The organism is Paenibacillus sp. AD87, from assembly GCF_001659845.1.
Classification (GTDB): Bacteria; Bacillota; Bacilli; order Paenibacillales; family Paenibacillaceae; genus Paenibacillus; species Paenibacillus marchantiae.
Window position 1 is genome coordinate 2967712 of record NZ_LXQN01000007.1, and the last position, 17216, is coordinate 2984927.

17 protein-coding genes and 1 other annotated feature are annotated in these 17216 nt (G+C 47.0%); of the genes, 4 read left to right on the forward strand and 13 right to left on the reverse strand.

Annotation, left to right across the window (positions count from 1 at the left end):
* Positions 1-111 precede the first annotated feature (111 nt).
* The 6 genes from asd to gpAD87_RS12855 form a co-directional block, all read right to left on the reverse strand.
* On the reverse strand, positions 112-1197 hold the full coding sequence (asd, locus tag gpAD87_RS12830) for an aspartate-semialdehyde dehydrogenase (protein WP_082935115.1): 1086 nt from the start codon (positions 1195-1197) through the stop codon (positions 112-114).
* 117 nt (positions 1198-1314) lie between these two features.
* Positions 1315-1592, reverse strand: a binding site (T-box leader).
* A gap of 197 nt (positions 1593-1789) precedes the next feature.
* A complete protein-coding gene (locus gpAD87_RS12835) occupies positions 1790-2629 on the reverse strand; it encodes a class I SAM-dependent methyltransferase (RefSeq protein ID WP_064638743.1) in 840 nt (279 codons plus the stop codon).
* 149 nt (positions 2630-2778) lie between these two features.
* Complete coding sequence (gene galU, locus gpAD87_RS12840; RefSeq protein ID WP_064638744.1) at positions 2779-3651, reverse strand: UTP--glucose-1-phosphate uridylyltransferase GalU; 873 nt, start codon at positions 3649-3651, stop codon at positions 2779-2781.
* A 1-nt stretch (position 3652) separates the two neighbouring features.
* Positions 3653-4090 (reverse strand): GtrA family protein, encoded by a 438-nt coding sequence (locus gpAD87_RS12845; protein ID WP_064638745.1) that lies wholly within the window; start codon positions 4088-4090, stop codon positions 3653-3655.
* Positions 4083-5069 carry a glycosyltransferase family 2 protein gene (locus tag gpAD87_RS12850; protein WP_064638746.1) on the reverse strand — a complete coding sequence of 329 codons (987 nt, stop codon included), beginning with the start codon at positions 5067-5069 and terminating at the stop codon, positions 4083-4085. Before gpAD87_RS12850 ends, gpAD87_RS12845 begins: the two co-directional genes overlap by 8 nt.
* Before the next feature lie 33 nt (positions 5070-5102).
* Complete coding sequence (locus gpAD87_RS12855; protein ID WP_064638747.1) at positions 5103-7352, reverse strand: ArnT family glycosyltransferase; 2250 nt, start codon at positions 7350-7352, stop codon at positions 5103-5105.
* Between the two features lie 203 nt (positions 7353-7555).
* Here gpAD87_RS12855 and gpAD87_RS12860 point away from each other — a divergent pair, with 203 nt between their 5' ends.
* Positions 7556-8239 (forward strand): response regulator transcription factor, encoded by a 684-nt coding sequence (locus gpAD87_RS12860; RefSeq protein ID WP_063563521.1) that lies wholly within the window; start codon positions 7556-7558, stop codon positions 8237-8239.
* On the forward strand, positions 8239-9765 hold the full coding sequence (locus gpAD87_RS12865; protein WP_064638748.1) for a sensor histidine kinase: 1527 nt from the start codon (positions 8239-8241) through the stop codon (positions 9763-9765). The genes gpAD87_RS12860 and gpAD87_RS12865 overlap by 1 nt, the downstream gene beginning before the upstream one ends.
* Positions 9766-9914: 149 nt before the next feature.
* Here gpAD87_RS12865 and gpAD87_RS12870 read toward each other — a convergent pair whose 3' ends face one another.
* The 7 genes from gpAD87_RS12870 to gpAD87_RS12900 form a co-directional block, all read right to left on the reverse strand.
* Positions 9915-10505, reverse strand: coding sequence for an HAD-IA family hydrolase (locus gpAD87_RS12870; protein WP_064638749.1), 591 nt, complete (start codon positions 10503-10505; stop codon positions 9915-9917).
* 43 nt (positions 10506-10548) lie between these two features.
* Entirely contained in the window at positions 10549-11124 is a 576-nt protein-coding gene (locus tag gpAD87_RS12875; protein ID WP_064638750.1) for a GNAT family N-acetyltransferase, read from the reverse strand.
* 38 nt (positions 11125-11162) lie between these two features.
* A complete protein-coding gene (locus gpAD87_RS12880) occupies positions 11163-11513 on the reverse strand; it encodes a VOC family protein (RefSeq protein ID WP_064638751.1) in 351 nt (116 codons plus the stop codon).
* Positions 11510-12085 carry a GNAT family N-acetyltransferase gene (locus tag gpAD87_RS12885; RefSeq protein WP_063563516.1) on the reverse strand — a complete coding sequence of 192 codons (576 nt, stop codon included), beginning with the start codon at positions 12083-12085 and terminating at the stop codon, positions 11510-11512. Before gpAD87_RS12885 ends, gpAD87_RS12880 begins: the two co-directional genes overlap by 4 nt.
* Before the next feature lie 174 nt (positions 12086-12259).
* Positions 12260-12565 (reverse strand): hypothetical protein, encoded by a 306-nt coding sequence (locus gpAD87_RS12890; RefSeq protein ID WP_064638752.1) that lies wholly within the window; start codon positions 12563-12565, stop codon positions 12260-12262.
* Between the two features lie 97 nt (positions 12566-12662).
* Positions 12663-14414: an ATP-binding cassette domain-containing protein gene (locus gpAD87_RS12895; protein ID WP_064638753.1), complete on the reverse strand. Its 1752-nt coding sequence runs from the start codon at positions 14412-14414 to the stop codon at positions 12663-12665.
* Positions 14399-15244 carry an ATP-binding cassette domain-containing protein gene (locus tag gpAD87_RS12900; RefSeq protein WP_197521413.1) on the reverse strand — a complete coding sequence of 282 codons (846 nt, stop codon included), beginning with the start codon at positions 15242-15244 and terminating at the stop codon, positions 14399-14401. The genes gpAD87_RS12895 and gpAD87_RS12900 overlap by 16 nt, the downstream gene beginning before the upstream one ends.
* 130 nt (positions 15245-15374) lie before the next feature.
* On the opposite strand from gpAD87_RS12900, the gene gpAD87_RS12905 reads away from it, so the two are divergent.
* The gene (locus tag gpAD87_RS12905; protein WP_064638755.1) at positions 15375-15965 is read left to right on the forward strand and encodes a biotin transporter BioY; all 591 of its coding nucleotides are present in this window, start codon (positions 15375-15377) and stop codon (positions 15963-15965) included.
* A 157-nt stretch (positions 15966-16122) separates the two neighbouring features.
* On the forward strand, positions 16123-17169 hold the full coding sequence (locus gpAD87_RS12910) for an ABC transporter substrate-binding protein (protein WP_082935118.1): 1047 nt from the start codon (positions 16123-16125) through the stop codon (positions 17167-17169).
* The last annotated feature ends 47 nt before the right edge of the window (positions 17170-17216 follow it).

Sequence of the window (17216 nt, forward strand, 5' to 3'; positions counted from 1 at the left end):
TGTTCAACAAAAATAAATTCATCTTCCCAGATGCTCATACTCTTGTCTACTAAAAGGGGTAGCCTGTCAGTAATATTCTATTACTTCTATTCCTATTTCCACAATGCCTGTTTATTTCGGCTGAATATATCCTTCAGCTTTGAGCAATTCAGCGATCAGAACAGCACCGCCTGCTGCTCCGCGCAGCGTGTTGTGAGACAGTCCTACAAACTTGTAATCATATAGGGAGTCTTCGCGCAGTCTGCCCGTTGAAACGCCCATACCGCGCTCGATGTCACGATCCAGCTTCGTTTGTGGTCTGTTCTCTTCTTCAAAATACGTAATGAACTGTTTCGGTGCGCTTGGCAGACCCAGTTCTTGCGGACGACCTTTGAATTGCAGCCAACGGTCCAGAATTTCTTCTTTGGATGGTTTTTTCTCAAAGGATACAAATACTGTCGCCAAGTGACCATCTGTTACCGGTACACGGATACATTGTGTTGTAATTAATGGTGAGGACGCTTTTACAATCTCATTATTTTGAATGCTTCCCCAGATGCGCAGCGGCTCCTGTTCACTTTTCTCTTCCTCGCCACCGATGTATGGAATCACGTTATCCAGCATTTCCGGCCAGTCGGTAAAGTTTTTACCTGCGCCAGAGATCGCTTGGTATGTGGAAGCCACCACTTGAGTTGGATTGAACTCGCGCAACGCGTGAAGTGCAGGTACATAGCTCTGAATCGAGCAGTTTGGTTTCACTGCGATGAATCCGGTTTTCGTTCCGAGACGTTTGCGTTGAGCTTCAATCACGTCCAGATGTCCTGGGTTAATTTCCGGAATAACCATTGGTACATCCGCTGTCCAGCGGTGAGCCGAGTTGTTGGAAACAACCGGAGTTCCCGTTTTGGCATAAGCCTCTTCGAGCGCTTGAATTTCATTCTTTTTCATATCTACAGCACAGAATATAAAATCAACCTGGCTTGCAAAAGCTTCCACTTGGGAAGCATCCTGCACAACGATGTTTTTCACTGCTTCCGGAATCGGAACAGTAAGCTTCCATCTGCCTTGTACGGATTCTTCGTATGTTTTACCTGCCGAGTTAGCACTTGCTGAAATAGCCGTTACTTCAAACCATGGGTGTTCATTGAGCAGATCCACAAAACGCTGACCTACCATCCCCGTTCCTCCGACGATACCGACTTTCAATTTTGCTGACATAAAATCATCATTTCCTTTCGGTGTGAGTTTCCCCTTATTAAACACTATTCAGGCATTTCCAAAGCGTGTAGCTAACATCCCGGAAAAACCAAAAAATCCCATCCCCAAGACAAAAGTCTCAGGGACGAGATTGTTACACTCGTGGTACCACCCAGATTCGCCAATATGTCGCCATACCAGCCTCTTCGAGTTAAGGATAACTGCATTCAATTATGCCGCATCCGCATATACTCTCGCTCTGTAACAGGAGCTCCTGTCACACCATCCCTCAAGCCTTCAAGTTCCGATGTGCTGCTCTGAGTCTTTATTCAACAAAAAATTCTTTACCCCTTTTCAGCTGCCGGAGCTCTCTGTGAAAGAAACCTTTTATCTACTCATCTCTTCGTCGCATTTGATATTGCGATTATAATATCAAAATTACCATCGTGAAGTAAACACATTTTTTTAGATAATGGAATTTATACGTTTTCAGCGGAGCTGCACAATTCAATTATCGCAAGAAAAACTTTAGCTAAACGCGGTCTATCTTCTGTGAAAGTACGTCGATAGACGTTTTTCTTATAAATTACTGCAAATGGCTATTTCTTTACTGCTATTTGGCAACAAACGCATACGTTCCCAGTGGACTCCCAGGCCCGGAGGCATAATGTGTCCTAAGTAATTTCAATTCGGAAAGAAGAAGTGTTTTTACCTTATTCGGAATCGGAAGCATCTTGAGTTCCACAGGCGCTTCTGCCAGTGTCATTTCGGTTTCCCAGCGACCGTCCTGCAGCTCGGGAGAATGGATCGAAATCTCTTCCTTAATCGTCCAGCCCGCCGCAGAGACAAGCTCTTGGATATCCTCTGGTGTAAAAAGCGTGCGCACATTGGAGAAGCTGTTCTCCTTGTAGCATTCGACCTGGGACTGAATCAAAACGGATAACCAGTGCGAGAGCTGGCTCACATCTGTAACTCTTGCATCCCATTCGGCGAAACATAGCTGATGTCCCCACGTCCTAACCTTGCTAAGAATCTGCGCGAGTTCGTCAAATGATTTCAAGTACCAAGAACAATGGGAAAGTACAATCACATCAAACTCATTCTCGCTGAATTGGGCCTGATCACTTAGAATGTCGAAATCATAGTCCATTCGAATTCGGTCACCCAGCGGAGATTTCCGCAGTTTGGCTGCCGCTTCACCTACGGTCAGTGGTGCACCATAATCCTCTGGTGCAATGTCTACACCATGAACGTACCCGTGCTCCCCCACCAGATGTGCAAGCACGGCCGTTGTATCTCCCTGACCACAACCGATTTCCAGAACGCGGCTGCCTTCCTGGATCCCCCAAAAGAGTCCCAGTTTCATCCGATGCTCGGTCTGAATGTATTGAATGGCGGCGTTGTCCTCCACGTCCATATACTTAATAAGGTCCCTGATGATAGACTCATTCATGATTCCTCACTCCTCAAAGAGCAACTTGAACTTCTTGCTCATTGTATCGTGACAGGCACCATAGTACAATGCTGGTGTCTATGCCAGAACTATGACACAGAGGAGACTCCGTCCTACAGCAGATCTAAACCTCTGCTACATATCAATCCCTATCCCCACTGCGTTGCAAGCTTCTGAAGATATGGTGTCAGCATGGGCTGTAATTCCTTACGCATCAGTCCGATCTCCAAGATCGCCTGAATATATCCGAACTGATCACCAATATCGTAGCGGCGCCCTTCCAGCTCAAGGGCCAGCAGTTCTTCCACCTCGCTTACTTGTTTCAGCGCATCCGTTAGCTGATATTCCCCTCCAGCCCCTCTCTCGATTTGATCGAGAATGGGAAAGATGGAAGGTTTCAGAATGTATCGTCCCATCACGGCTGTTCGGGAGGGCGCTTCTGCCATTGAAGGTTTTTCTACCAGATTGGTAATTCGGTGAACCCGATCCTGTGCGCCCTGTGAATCGATAATTCCGTATTTACTCACGTCAGCATCCTGCACTTGCCGTACGCCGACAATCTGGCTGCCTGTCTTTTCATATAAATGAATCATCTGTGCGAGCGCCGGAGGATCAGACACCATAATATCATCTCCAAGCAGTACGGCGAACGGATCATCTCCCACAAACTGACGAGCACACCCAATCGCATGGCCCAATCCAAGCGGCTCTTTTTGCCGGATAAAATGAATACTCGCCATTTCGCTGATCGCTTGTACCTCTTCCAGTAGTGCTTGCTTGCCCTTGGCGTACAGGGAATGCTCCAATTCAACCGATTTGTCAAAATGATCCTCGATCGATTTTTTATTGCGTCCGGTTACGATGATGATATTTTCAATGCCCGATTGTACCGCTTCTTCCACAATGTATTGGATGGCCGGTTTGTCCACTATCGGCAGCATTTCTTTGGGTTGAGCCTTGGTTGCCGGCAAAAATCGGGTGCCAAGCCCCGCTGCCGGAATAACTGCTTTTTTAATTCTCATATCATGAAACACTCCTTTCATTAGCATCAGATGAAGGATCAGATCCTTGAACGGGCTCTGCCCGGAACACCCAATACCGACTGGCAATATAGTTTATAACCATGCCTGAGAGAGTCGCCAGTATTTTACTCATTACAACACTCCAACCTAATGTGCTATTGCAGATATACAAAATCAGGGAGGATAAAGACAGTACCACCAGATTGGTGATTACAAAACGCATGATTTCGTTTTTTTTGCCTTGTCTTCCCGCATCCTGGAAGGTCCACCTGCCGTTCCACCAGTAACTGTTCACGACCCCACAGCTATACGAGATCACCTGAGCAATTAGAGCAGGTGCGCCTGCGGCAGCGAGCAACATGAATACCATTGCATCCACCGCCGTATTCAGGACACCCACAATTCCAAACTTAAATATAGTGACCAAACGATTAGTCATGATGAGCAACTCTGCCCGTTAACCGTGACTGACTCGACTGACTTTCCACCTGATATACATCTCTTACGATATATAGCGGACGCGCCTTCGTTTCATCATAGATTCGGCCAACATACTCGCCAAGAATGCCCAGCATGATCAGAATAAAGCCGTTAAAAATCAGCATGATGCTGACCATTGAAGGCCATCCTTTGATCGTTGAATCTGTAAATATCGCTGAAGCGATGACACTTAGCATATAAATGAAACCGCCGATGGATAGAACAGCTCCTACGTAACCTGCAAGCTTGAGCGGTTTGTGTGAGAATGAGGTAATGCCGTCCAGACTCAGCTTCAGCATGCGTTTCAACGGGTATTTGGTCTCCCCTGCCAAGCGTTCATCCCGTTCATACTCAATGGCCGTCTGACGGAACCCCACCCAACTGACCAGTCCGCGAACAAATCGATTTTTTTCCGGAAGACGTTTCATCTCATCACATACCTTGCGATCAATCAGACGAAAATCGCCGGTATCCACTGGAATATCCGTATCCGTCGACGCACGCAGTACGCGGTAGAACAGGCTTGCCGACCATTTCTTGAAGCGGGTCTCCCCGCTTCGTCTGGTCCGACGGGCATAGACAACCTCATAGCCCTCTTTCCACTTGTCGATCATGTCCAATATCAGCTCGGGAGGGTCCTGAAGATCCGCATCAATAATGACGACCGCATCGCCTGCTGCATAATCCATCCCTGCTGTAATCGCGATCTGGTGACCGAAGTTGCGTGCAAAATCAATCAGCTTCACACTCTCGTCCCAACGGGCGTAGTCACGGATCATCTGTGCACTTTGGTCCACGCTACCGTCATTGACAAACAGCAGCTCGTAGCTCTCTCCCGTACTGCCCATCACTTTTTTCAGACGCCGATAAGTCTCCTCAATCACCGCTTCTTCGTTATACATCGGAATGATAATGCTGTAACGGCACTTTTGAGCCATGTTCGTTCCCTCCCTTATACCAATCGATCACGCTTATAATTTCACTTCATATAAGGTGGTTTGACCACCGAAACCGGAACCGCTGTCCGTACCTGTCTTCCACTCTGACGTTGGAATTTCGGTACCATGCTCCTTAATCCAGTCACCGATATCAGAACTGCCACCTCGGCCGCCCATGCCACCTACCATGAAGTATTTCACTTGTCCACTCTTCACGAGTTGTTCCAGCTTTTCCGTTGTATACACCGGATCTGAGCCCGAGAACCCACCAAGCGTAATGACTGCTTCATTCTCATCGATGATATATGGAGCTGCCTGGTTATAGTCCGTCGTTGCGAAGAGATAGGTTTCACCTGTGTTATGCTCTCTCAGATAACTCAGTGTAGTGGTGTCCACTTCTTCGTTGCGGTTTCCCGCTCCACCTCGCCCACCTGTCGTCGGCATGCCTGCTCCGCCATTCATGTTTCCGTCTGAATTCGGAGGTGTTCCCATGCCCGCATTGTTCGGGTCAGCTTCATCGGATGATGGGAAAGCCTGATCGGTGTCGGTGTCATTTGATGCGTTCGGCGGAACCATATCGCCACCATTGCGACCACCTTGTCTATCTCCCATAGCCATGCCCATTCCACCGAACATCCCATTGGAACCTGTCGGTCCAGCCGCCGGAATCATGCTGTTGCCTCCATATGTGATAGGGGTGAATGCCCAATAGGTTGGACCGATCAGCATGACCATGAAGCCTGCGATAATCAAACCTTGTTTCCATGGGTGTGAACGATTAAGCATCACAATCAGAATAACCGTGATCAGAATACCTGCGATCAATTCACTTATGGACCAACCTGCCCCTATAGTTTCGTTATACACCTGCATGATATACCAGCCGAAGATGGTCGTAAGCAGTACGGATATCGGAAGCAGCCAGGCTTGCCAGCCATTGCGTTCACGATACGCCATCCACATGGCTGCAAATCCTGCTCCGGTTAATGCCGCTACTGGAGGGGCGAGCATAATCAGATAATATTGATGGAAAAAACCAGCTACACTAAAGAAAGCAGCTACCGGAAGCAGCCAGACCAGCCAGAACAAAGCTTCCTTGTGCTTATCGGTTATATTTCTCCGTCTTAATCCTGCAAAAATCGCGATGCAGCCAAGTAATACCATCGGCAAAAGCCAACTGGCCTGGCCGGACAGTTCGGTCTGGAATAAGCGCAGAGGACCTTTTTCCCCTGTACCAAACATGCCCCCCATGCCTCCACCGCCGCCATTACCGCCTCCGAAATTCCTTCCATTAGGCATCTCGCCACCGTTTGGCATCTGACCGCCCGGGAAAGTCATTCCGTTCATACCACCCATTTCACCATTTCCCGGTGCATTGCCTGTTGGAGCCGAGCCGCTGCCCGACTGATCGGATGCTGATGTCTGGGAAGCTGCGTTGCCACGGGCCTTGCCTTCATCAGAGGCGTTTGGCATGCCTGCATTCGCTGATCTGTTCTGTTGTCCCGTGAGACGGGATAAGCCGTTATATCCAAAAGCCAGCTCCAGCACCGAATTGGTTTCACTGCTGCCGATATAAGGCCGTTCATCTGTCGGTATAGAATCCACGGTGACTGCCCAGGATAAGGAAACAACTGCCAGCACTGCCGTACTTCCGATCAGCAGGATGATTTTTCTTCTCCACTTTGCATTGAATGCAAGCAGATAGAACAAGTAGAAAGCCGGAAGAATCATGTAGGCTTGCAGCATTTTCATATTAAAAGCAAGTCCAATGAGTGCAAAGGCAACCAGGATGCTCCACGTACTACCTTGCTTGCTTCCCTTGAACAAAAACCATGAACCCAGCAGCAACGTGAATACCAACATGCTGTCAATATTGTTGGTACGGCTGACCGCTGCCACAACAGGAACAGTCGCCATCGCAAGTGCTGAGATTCGCGCCGCGGCAAGACCAAATGTAGGCTTGACCATGAAATATATCAGCAGCACCGAACCGATCCCCGCTAACGCTTGCGGTAAAATAACACTCCATCCATGTAATCCAAATACGTAAGCAAAAGCGGTTTGAATCCAGAAGACAACCGGTGGTTTGTCTACGGTTACCGAACCAGCCGAGTCAAGCGATGCGTAGAAAAAGTTATGGAAATTTCTCAGCATGCTCCCGACGGCGGTCGTATAATAGGAATTGGCATATTGGTCGTTCCAGATGCCATACCCGTTCAGAAATGCCGCCAGTAAAACAATCGGCAGAAGGACAAGGTCAATCCTTCGTTTGGCGTTATTCAATCTCAATCACTCCTTCAAGTTCTTCATGTCTACTATTGTGACAGGCCAAAGTAAAACTGGGATGAGTGCCCGCTGAATGTTGCCTGAGGATAACTTGCAAACTTTTCAGCTAATTTTCAGTTTGGCGAGCGATAATACAGCATATAGACCTCTAGATTTGAGGGTATATAATCGATGGATTTAACGGGAGGGAACGCCTGCTTATGAAGCTAAGTACTGGCATTAAAATACTATTGGCAGATGATGAACCACATATTTTGCAATTTCTGGAGCTTGGGCTAAGCAACGAAGGATTTGACGTACGTACGGCCCCGGATGGAGCCGCTGCGCTTGAATTGGCACTCGACTTTCGTCCACATATGGCCATTCTGGATGTCATGATGCCCGAGATGGATGGGTTTGAGGTTGTTGAGCGTCTGCGCAAGAGTGGGGCTCAGGTCGGGGTGATCATGCTGACAGCCAAAGATGAAGTCGAGAATCGGGTAAAAGGCCTATGGCTTGGTGCTGACGATTATATGATTAAGCCTTTTGCGTTCGATGAACTGCTTGCACGGATACAGGCAAGGCTGCGTAACCAGTTTCCTTTATTAATAGGGGCAGTGACTCATGGTCCATTCCGAATCGATGATCAACGCAAAGAGATTACCTATCACGATCAGATTCTGGAGTTATCTCCAACCGAATATGAACTATTAAAATTCATCGTGCTTAATCATGGCATTGTCCTGAGTAAAGCAACCATTCTGAACCGCGTGTGGGGATACGATTTTGGTGGAGAAGAGAATATTGTGGAGGTGTACGTCCGCTCCTTGCGTGACAAACTGGGGGATAAAGAACATAAGCTCATTCGTACACTTCGAGGTGTCGGATACAGGGTGGATCTCTAATGACCTCTTTATTAAAGAAAGATAAACATTTTTGGACATGGCTTCATCAATGGATATCGCCACATTCGCTCCGCTCTCAATTACTCGCGCGATCCCTGTTTATTATGGCTGCTCTGTTATTGTTAATTGGCATTCTTCAATTCTGGATTATGGAAAGCTTTCTGTATCGCAACCAGGCGAAAACCATGGAAGAGCAGCTCATGTCCATGCCTCCTGTGTGGCTCGGATCGTCTTCACGAAATGGTGCGACGAACAATCCTTTTGGTGGACAATCTGGATCAGATCCAAGAGGATCAGGCAATCGTTTCTTATACATTCCTGATCGTTCACTGGCCTTATTCGATAATCAAAGTGGCTTCGAGGACATTTTTGGTGAAGACGGTCTGACCGCTCCTCGCTTGACATCAGTTGAATATCAGAACATTACAGATCGGATCAACGATAAACAACATGTTCCGTACCGGATTGTAACGGATAACCAAGGCAATGAGCAGCTAATCGTCTTCTCCTCGCCTGGACCGCGTAATCGCGGCTTACCCATGGTGCAGATGGGCACTGCTACGAAACCGCTAAAAGATTTGATTGTGAAACAGCTTCTGATCTTCTTGATGTTATCCCTGCTGGCTATGGTGGCTGGACTCGTTCTATACGCCAAAGCACTTCGCCGGACACTGATTCCCTTGTCCAGTATGGTAGATACGGTGCAACGAATCGATGCAGGCAGCCTGGCCGAACGCCTTCCTTCTGTCCAGGGACAACAGGAAGTAGATCAGCTGGCTCTTTCATTTAACGGCATGCTCGAGAGGCTTGAAGACTCGTTTGAAGCGGAGCGGGAGTCGAAAGAACAGATGCAGCGTTTTCTGTCTGATGCTTCCCATGAACTGCGTACCCCTCTTACCTCCATTCACGGATTTATTGAGGTGCTCAAGCGCGGCGCAGCTTCCAACAGCGAGCAATTATATAGCGCTTTGAACAGCATGTATGGTGAATCGGTGCGGATTAACAAACTTGTAGAGGATCTGCTGATGCTGACCAAGCTGGATCAGGCGCCTCAGCAGGAGCAGGAAGTCATCCAACTTGACAGTCTGCTGCTCGAAATGCAGCCACAGTTGATCATGATGGCTCAGGAAAGACAGGTTCATCTCGACCTGACCGCTGAAGTTCATGTAATGGCCGATGCTCACAAACTAAAACAGGTTATACTCAATCTGTTCCACAATGGAGTACAGCACACCGATTCAGATCGGGGAACCATCAGTATTTCGTTGTATGCCGCTCAGCATAAAGCCGAGTTAACCGTCAAAGATAACGGCTCTGGGATTGAACCGGAACATCTCCCTCATATTTTTGAACGCTTCTATCGGACAAGCTCTTCCCGTTCTAGAAAACAAGGAGGCGCGGGTCTCGGCCTTGCCATTACCCGTTCGATTGTGGAATCGTATGGAGGGAAAATTGCAGTGCGCAGCCAACTAGGAGTAGGAACGGAATTTACGATTTTGCTGCCATTGGTCAAGAGTGAATCCTAAGCTGAACGAGGCTTGTAAGATGCAGCCTTTCGTTTTATTGCGGCTCTTATCACATGACAAATGCCCCTTTCATTTCTGCGGAGAAATGAAGGGGGCATTTGTTTGGTATCGGATTGGTAGAATGGTGAAGAGTGCATATGTATCAAGGATTATCGTTGGTCTACGAGCCATGCGTCAATTTCAACAATCCATTGATGCTGTTCATCAGCAAGTAATGTTTCCCATCCCAGCTCAGCAGCAGGCTTCAAATTTTTAGCCTGATCATCCACGTATATAATACGTACATCCCTGTCTAGATGAGATTGTACAAGTTCATATATCTCTATATTGGGCTTGCAATATCCGACCTGATTGGAAATGGTTATGCTCTTGCAGTACGGTTGGATCAACGGCAAAATAGATTGAATCCATTCATGACAATGATTGCTCAAGAGATGAAGTTCTGCCTGCTCGCTCCATCGTTCAAGACAATGCATGGCAGGTAGCAACTCTGTTGTTTGTTCAAGCAATTCATAAGCATACATCTTATCCATATTGGGATATTGTGTTTGCATCCAGATCCAGAACTGTTCCTCCGTCAGCCTCCCTGTCCACAAGTCCTTGCGTATACCGCTTAATTGCTCGATTAAAACAGGAAAAGGCGTACCTGCATACCTAGCAAGCTCCTGCCAGAATGAAGAGGAAAGATTGGTGATCAACACACCCGCCAGATCTAAAACAAGCTGCGGTTTGGAATCCATGGGATCACTCCTGTACAGTCATCTTGAGCCAATTACAGTAGGATTATCGTTGGTGCTTCAACAGTTGATAATGGTTGTACGGTTCATTCTCGATTTCGATCAAATTTAGCCATTCGAAATTGCATTTCTGTATTACCTTATTCGATGCCTGATTCGTTAATAAAGCAATGGCATTCAATACTTCAACGTTTGTATTTTCAAATAAATACTGCGTTATGCCTTGTACTGCCTGCGTTGTATAGCCACGGTTCCGGAAGTGTTTCGAAATGCCGTACATAATCTCCCGATTGGGCGCTGGCAGTTCATCCTTGATCCCCGAACAGCACCATCCAATAAACTCATCATTTTCTTTGAGCACGATAGCCATACGTAAACAGAGGTCTCCAATGTCCCCTTCCGCCAAAACAGCTTGTTTAAAATTCTGATTCTCAGGGATTTCGTATTGAGTGAGCCAAAGTGCTCTATCTTCAACCGCAGCATTCCATCCCGGCAAAAATTTGTAAACCTCAGGTTGCCAGGTGATTTCCTGCAATTTCTTCAAATCCTCAAGTCGATACTCGCGCAAATAAATATCTTTGCATTCAATGATTAATTCATCACTTTGTATGGTTTGTTTCATATGTTTTTCTCCTTAACTTGCAACTAAAGTTCATCTAATTAACATTGGCAGATCATCAGCCAATTCCCGTCCGGGTCCAGGAAGTTAAACCATTTATCATGCTCTATTGGCGTTGTTATGTTTACATTTTTGGATTGCATATACGTATAAGCTTCTACAATGTTAAGCGTGTCAAAATGGAATGCTGGCGTTTTAAATGTACGATCCTCTGAATAAATTTTGCTATCTAGCACAATACGTGTTCCATTCATCGGAATAATGTACAGATGACCAAATAAAATCTCCCCGTCGACAGGTAAACCCAATATGTCGCAGTACCATTCACGTGCTTTACCAATGTCACGAACAGGGATAAACACTGTACTGATCTGTTTTAAAATGGGACTCACGCAAGTCCCTCCTTTTTCATAAACTCGTCTTTGGTTAATCCGAACAGGATCATATCCTGATATTTCCCATCGGTATAAATCACCTGACGACGCACGCCTTCCTGCACACATCCAAGCTTTCTCATCATGGCTGCGGAAGGTTCATTTCCTTCCAGAACATAATCATTGAATTTATTAAGCCTGCGCTCGAAAAAGGCATATTTCAACAATATTCGAATGGCTCTCGTCCCGTATCCTTTTCCGCGATGATCCCTGTCAATTTGAATCCCAATACTAAAGGTTCCATTCCGCTCATCGATGCTGTTCAGGTTCACGCCTCCAACATTCTCACCATCCATATTTTCAATCGTGAACATGATCCGCCCTCTGTCTAGAGAGAAATCGGAAAAGGCTTCCGTAAATTTCTTCGCCTCAGCATTCGTAGGTGGCAGCTCTACTGCACATTCCAGTAAACGACGAGCGGGTGAATCAAACCGGTTATAATAATGATCCTCCCAATCTTCCTCACGCAAAGCACGTAATCTGACCTTATCATCCTGCCAAAAATAATCGCTATAGTTAATCTCTCTCATTCTGACATCCCCCGCTTGACCATGAATTGTTTATCATTTTAATACGAACTACGCCTATGATAACCCATATTGTGGAATTTGAGGAGATTTGTTTTCATAAACGGTACAACTAAAAATAGCCCCCGGACAGGAAAATCCTGCCGAAGGCTATCATCTATTTTATATAATACGTCATTACGATTCTTCTTCTTCCGGGTACTGAGGCTTGGTTACATTATCGGGAACCGTTTCATCGTAGACATCCTGACCTGGATAATCCCGAACCTCCCCTTCGTGCAGCTCATGATTTTCATAATCGAAACGATGCGCGGTCCTTTGATCCACTCGCCACGGCGAGCTTTTGCCAAGAGATTCAGACATTAGAGATGAGCCGTAAGGACCTTCAGGGAACTCTTCGAGTGTGATATCATTTCGCTGCGACTCCACCGTGGACACATCGGTATATTCTTGTCTTTCTTCTTGCAAAAATTTATCCTTCATCGTTCGTCCCTCCATATCTGCTTCGTGGTGATCAAAGCATGTTTATTTTGAGCGGAAATGAAAGGATTTATGCATGATCAATGGCAAACACTGCGTTTCAGTCTCTGATCCAGATATAAAATACAAAAACAATAAGTCCGATTATGCAAGTCCATGTATCTCGTCTGGACCATACCAATAAGGAGGAACGTGCTCCAAGCAGGGAATTCTCTCTAACTTTCCGCATTTCCATCGCAATCGTCATATCTTCTGCACGCTGAAACAACGCCATGAGCAAGGGAATAACCATTGGACCAAGATCACGTACCCGTACCGTATTCGGTCGTAATGCAGCTTTGCCGCGTGCCCGGACGATCAGCGAGAATCGCTGCCATTCACTCCAGATCATCGGGATAAAACGAAAGATTAAAGACACGGCGAGTGCAAACGACGACACGGGCAGCTTGATTTTTTCGCCGATACCAAGTACCCAATTCAGTCCCTCGACCATGCGGCCATAAGGCGTAGTCAGTGAAAACCAAAGACTTGCTAACGTAACGATAAACAAACGGTAGACATTCATTAACGTCCCCTCCGCCTGTATCAGGGAAAATCCGAATTGTAGGCCGCCACCTTCTGTAGAAAGAGTCGTGCCCGACAACGCGGTTGATACGAGAAAGAACAGTACGAGCGGTTTCATTAATTTCAAGCATCCCATCAGAGCCTGACGTGGCAGCATAACGAGCGCCAAGATGACTGGCACCAACGTAAGAGATAGACCTAACCAGTCGTGTTGAAGCATCGCAGCGGTCACCAGCAAAATGTATAGAACCCATTTCAGACGCGGGTCCATGGCACCATACAATCCTCTGTTGGATCCTGATTCTGCGTGGGTGTGTATGACCCCCTGTGTGCCTTCTCCTCCCAAAGTGTCGGAGCTTGAAAAGACAAGCTTCGCTTCATCTGTGAATTGATCCTCATTACCAATAACATCAACCTTCTGCTCTAAAGGCTCATTGACGGACTGAACAATACCTTCAGCCATTTCCTCCGGGGTCAACGCAGTAGAAGGAAAATGAATGCCCGCCGCCGCAAATTGTTGTGCCAGCTGCATGGAGGGTGGCAGACCAATTCCGGCAAGCTCCAGCAGATCTGGCCTTGTATGAAGTTCCCTTGGTGTGAGATCAGCAACTAGACGTCCCTCCTGCAACAAAAGAACCCGATCTGCATGTGGTAAAAATGTGTCCAGGTCGTGTGTAGCCACAATGGCTCCCTCACCTGCAGTTCGATGCTGATTCAAAGCATCCAGCAGTATAAGCACACTTTGTGCTTCCAATCCGGCGCTGGGTTCATCGAGCAATAGCCATGAAGGCTGCGTAGCAGTTCCCAAGGCAAGCCCCAGTCTTCTCCGTTCCCCCCCACTTAGTGCAAAGGGGGATCTGTCCGAATGGAATCGTTCTTCCCCTCCCTGACCCGCTGGGGAGTCCCAGCGCTCCAGCGCTTCGGAAATCTGCTTTTTCTTTTGTTCATCTGGTAGACGATATGGACGCAGGGAATAAGCAAATTCACGGCCAATGCTTCGGGCGAACAGCTGTTGCTCTGGGAATTGAAAGACCAGCCCCATTTGCAACAGAATGGACTGCGGCACTTTCCCGTTCTGCCAGAAAGGCTCTCCGTCCAGCTTGAGACTGCCCTCATCTGGAGGTTTTAGGCCAGCGATCGTTTGCAGCAGTGTGGTTTTGCCTGATCCTGTGCAGCCTAACAATAAAGTGATTTCGCCACGGTTCAGTTGGACAGTGATATCTTGAAGCAGCGCTCTTTTGTCAGGTTGTGATGAAACTATACCTACATGTTCTAATTCGATTGCCAATGGGCTACCTCCTTAACCAACTGCTCTGGTCGCAGAGGTGTCGCATGTTGCAGCAGACCTTTCCGTTTTAGGAGTAGAGCCGTCTGCACTGTAAAAGGTGGAGCAAGCCCAAGCTGTTCGCAGGGTGATGGTTGTTGTGCTTCTTTTCCAGCGTCAGCCGTCGTCTCTTCCTTATCTTTTCCATAAAAGAAAGCCGCAGGCACTCCATCGTAAACACAGCGTCCCTGTTCCATGGCAATAATTCGATCGCACAGCGTCGCTTCCTCCAAATGATGCGTAATCCAGATTACCGCCGTCCCTTGCTGGACAATGGCTTGAACTACCGCCTCCATTCGTTCTCTGGCTCCCGGATCAAGCATGGCCGTAGGTTCGTCCAGAATGAGTACATCCGGTTTGGCCGCCAGCGCTACCGCGATATTAAGCAATTGCTTCTGTCCTCCAGACAGCATCGATATTGCCGCCTCCGGCGAGTGCTCAAGTCCTACCGTATGTAATGCGTGCTCTCTCCGTCGTAATTGTTCATCAGGAGATTCCAGCAGCGAGGATAAGGAAAAATGAAATTCCTCCTCAATGGTGTCTCCAAGTACCTGCGCATCAGGCTGCTGGAGGACTCCACGAACAACCAGTTCCGAAGAAGCCTTCCTTTCTCCACCGGATAGCGGAGTGAATCCGATTAGCAGCCCTGCCAGCGTACTTTTGCCGCTACCATTGGCTCCCACAATACTTATCCATTCTCCCGGAGCTAATTCCAGCGAAACTCCATCCACTGCCTTACGAACACGTCCTGACTCCGACGCATAATGAACACGGACATTCTCTAGTTTTATCAAAGGTGTAACGTCTTGCATCGCAAATTGGTCCTTTCCCTTTTGAATCTTTTGTGGTACGATCCAAATCGTTAACCACATCCGTTTAATCGGTTAACAATAAGATTACCAAAATTGAAAGGAATGTTCAAACATGAAATTATCTTTGCGAGGTATTGTATTCAGCGCACTGATGGCAGCCATACTTGTTCTTTTTGGTTACATAAGTATTCCCATTGGTTTCTCTCCTGTGCCGATTACGCTGCAAACTCTTGCGGTTATGCTGGCAGGCGGACTGCTTGGCCCATTATATGGTTTTCTAAGTGTCGCTTTGGTCGTGGTCCTGACTGCAATTGGCTTCCCGCTTCTGCATGGCGCAGGCGGACTTGCAGTACTCCTTGGGCCTACCGGGGGATATGTTATGATGTGGCCCTTCTCCGCATTGCTCATTGGACTATTGCTCAGCAGAATCAAACTGAACGGATTCGTTGGTTATTTCCTGGCCTTTATTGTATTTGAGGTGTTTGGTTCAATGTTGATCTATGTCTTGGGCGTTCCTTGGCTGGCCTATGCTTACAAAATGTCGTTACCCGAAGCCATGATACAAGGGTTCTATCCCTACATCATCGGTGATCTGATCAAAGCCTTGTTCGCTGCGATCATCATCGCACCTGTGCGCATGGTCTTCCCTCCGCAACGACTAACAGGCAATATGAACTCAACGGTTGTGCGAGCAGATTCTTAGGACATCATTGGATCGTGAATAAAACGAAACAAATGCCTCCAAAATTAATTTTTGGAGGTATTTTCTTTTGTGCCAGAACGTCATGTCCATATTTTCCATGCTTCAAGTCCATATTCAACATGTTCTTCAAAAGAAGTCTTGACTATAATAATTGATAATGATTATCATTATAAAAGAAAAAGGGGATTTCATTATTATGTTGCGTCATCCAAATAAACTCCAGCTTTCGTGCATTATCCTTGTGCTAACCTTGCTTCTCTCCGCTTGCGGTCAAGGGAAACAAACATCATCACCTTCTACTGAAGGTAATTCTGCACAGCAGACAGAAACGTCAACCGATACTGCCTTAGAATCGGCAACTCGCGTATATAAGGATGCTCTGGGCCGTGAGGTAACGATTCCAGCCCATCCCCAACGTGTTCTCACTACACAATATTTACCGGAAATGCTGGCAGCAGGACTTAAGCCCGCTGGGGCAGCATCACATCTGCTTAACAACTATGTCTCGATTCAAGATCAATTGGAAGGGATCGAAGATATCGGGGTCTCCAATAAGCTGAATTTGGAAAAGGCACTCGAACTGCAGCCGGACCTCATCATTGCTGCAGAGTGGAATGAGGATCAATTGGAGCAGCTGTCCAAGATTGCCCCTACGGTTGTTGTTCAATGGGAAGGTGCCGATGCATTCCAACATTTCAAGTCAGTGGCTGACGTTTTTGGCAGAAGCGAACAGGCACAGGAATGGATTCAAGCATTTAATCAGAAATCCGAAGAGGCACGGACCAAGCTTTCTTCCTTCGTTTCACCAGATGAGACATTCGGCGTTGTGGTTATTGGCGGATTTGAAAAAGGTCAACTCAGAGTGTACGGGAACGCTAATGTCGGTTATACCTTATATGATGCTCTGAAGTTCAACATGACGGATACCGTCAAAGAGGAATGGGCAAAAGGGAATCATGAACTCGGCATCAACATCTCTCTTGAGAAACTGCCGGAATATGCTTCAGCAGATCGACTGTTTGTGGTAAGATTCGATAATGATCCTGATTTCCTGAAAGAGGTGGATGATAGCCAGTTGTGGCACTCACTGCCTGCCGTCAAAAATAATAAAGTTTACGTGGTTGATGAGAGCCTATGGTTCTCTTACGACGTGATGTCTCTCAGTGCTCAATTGGATGATGCCGTTCAATTGCTCACCAAATAAAAGATATTAATCACATCATATACAATAGAGGAGAAGTTCTTCAGCGA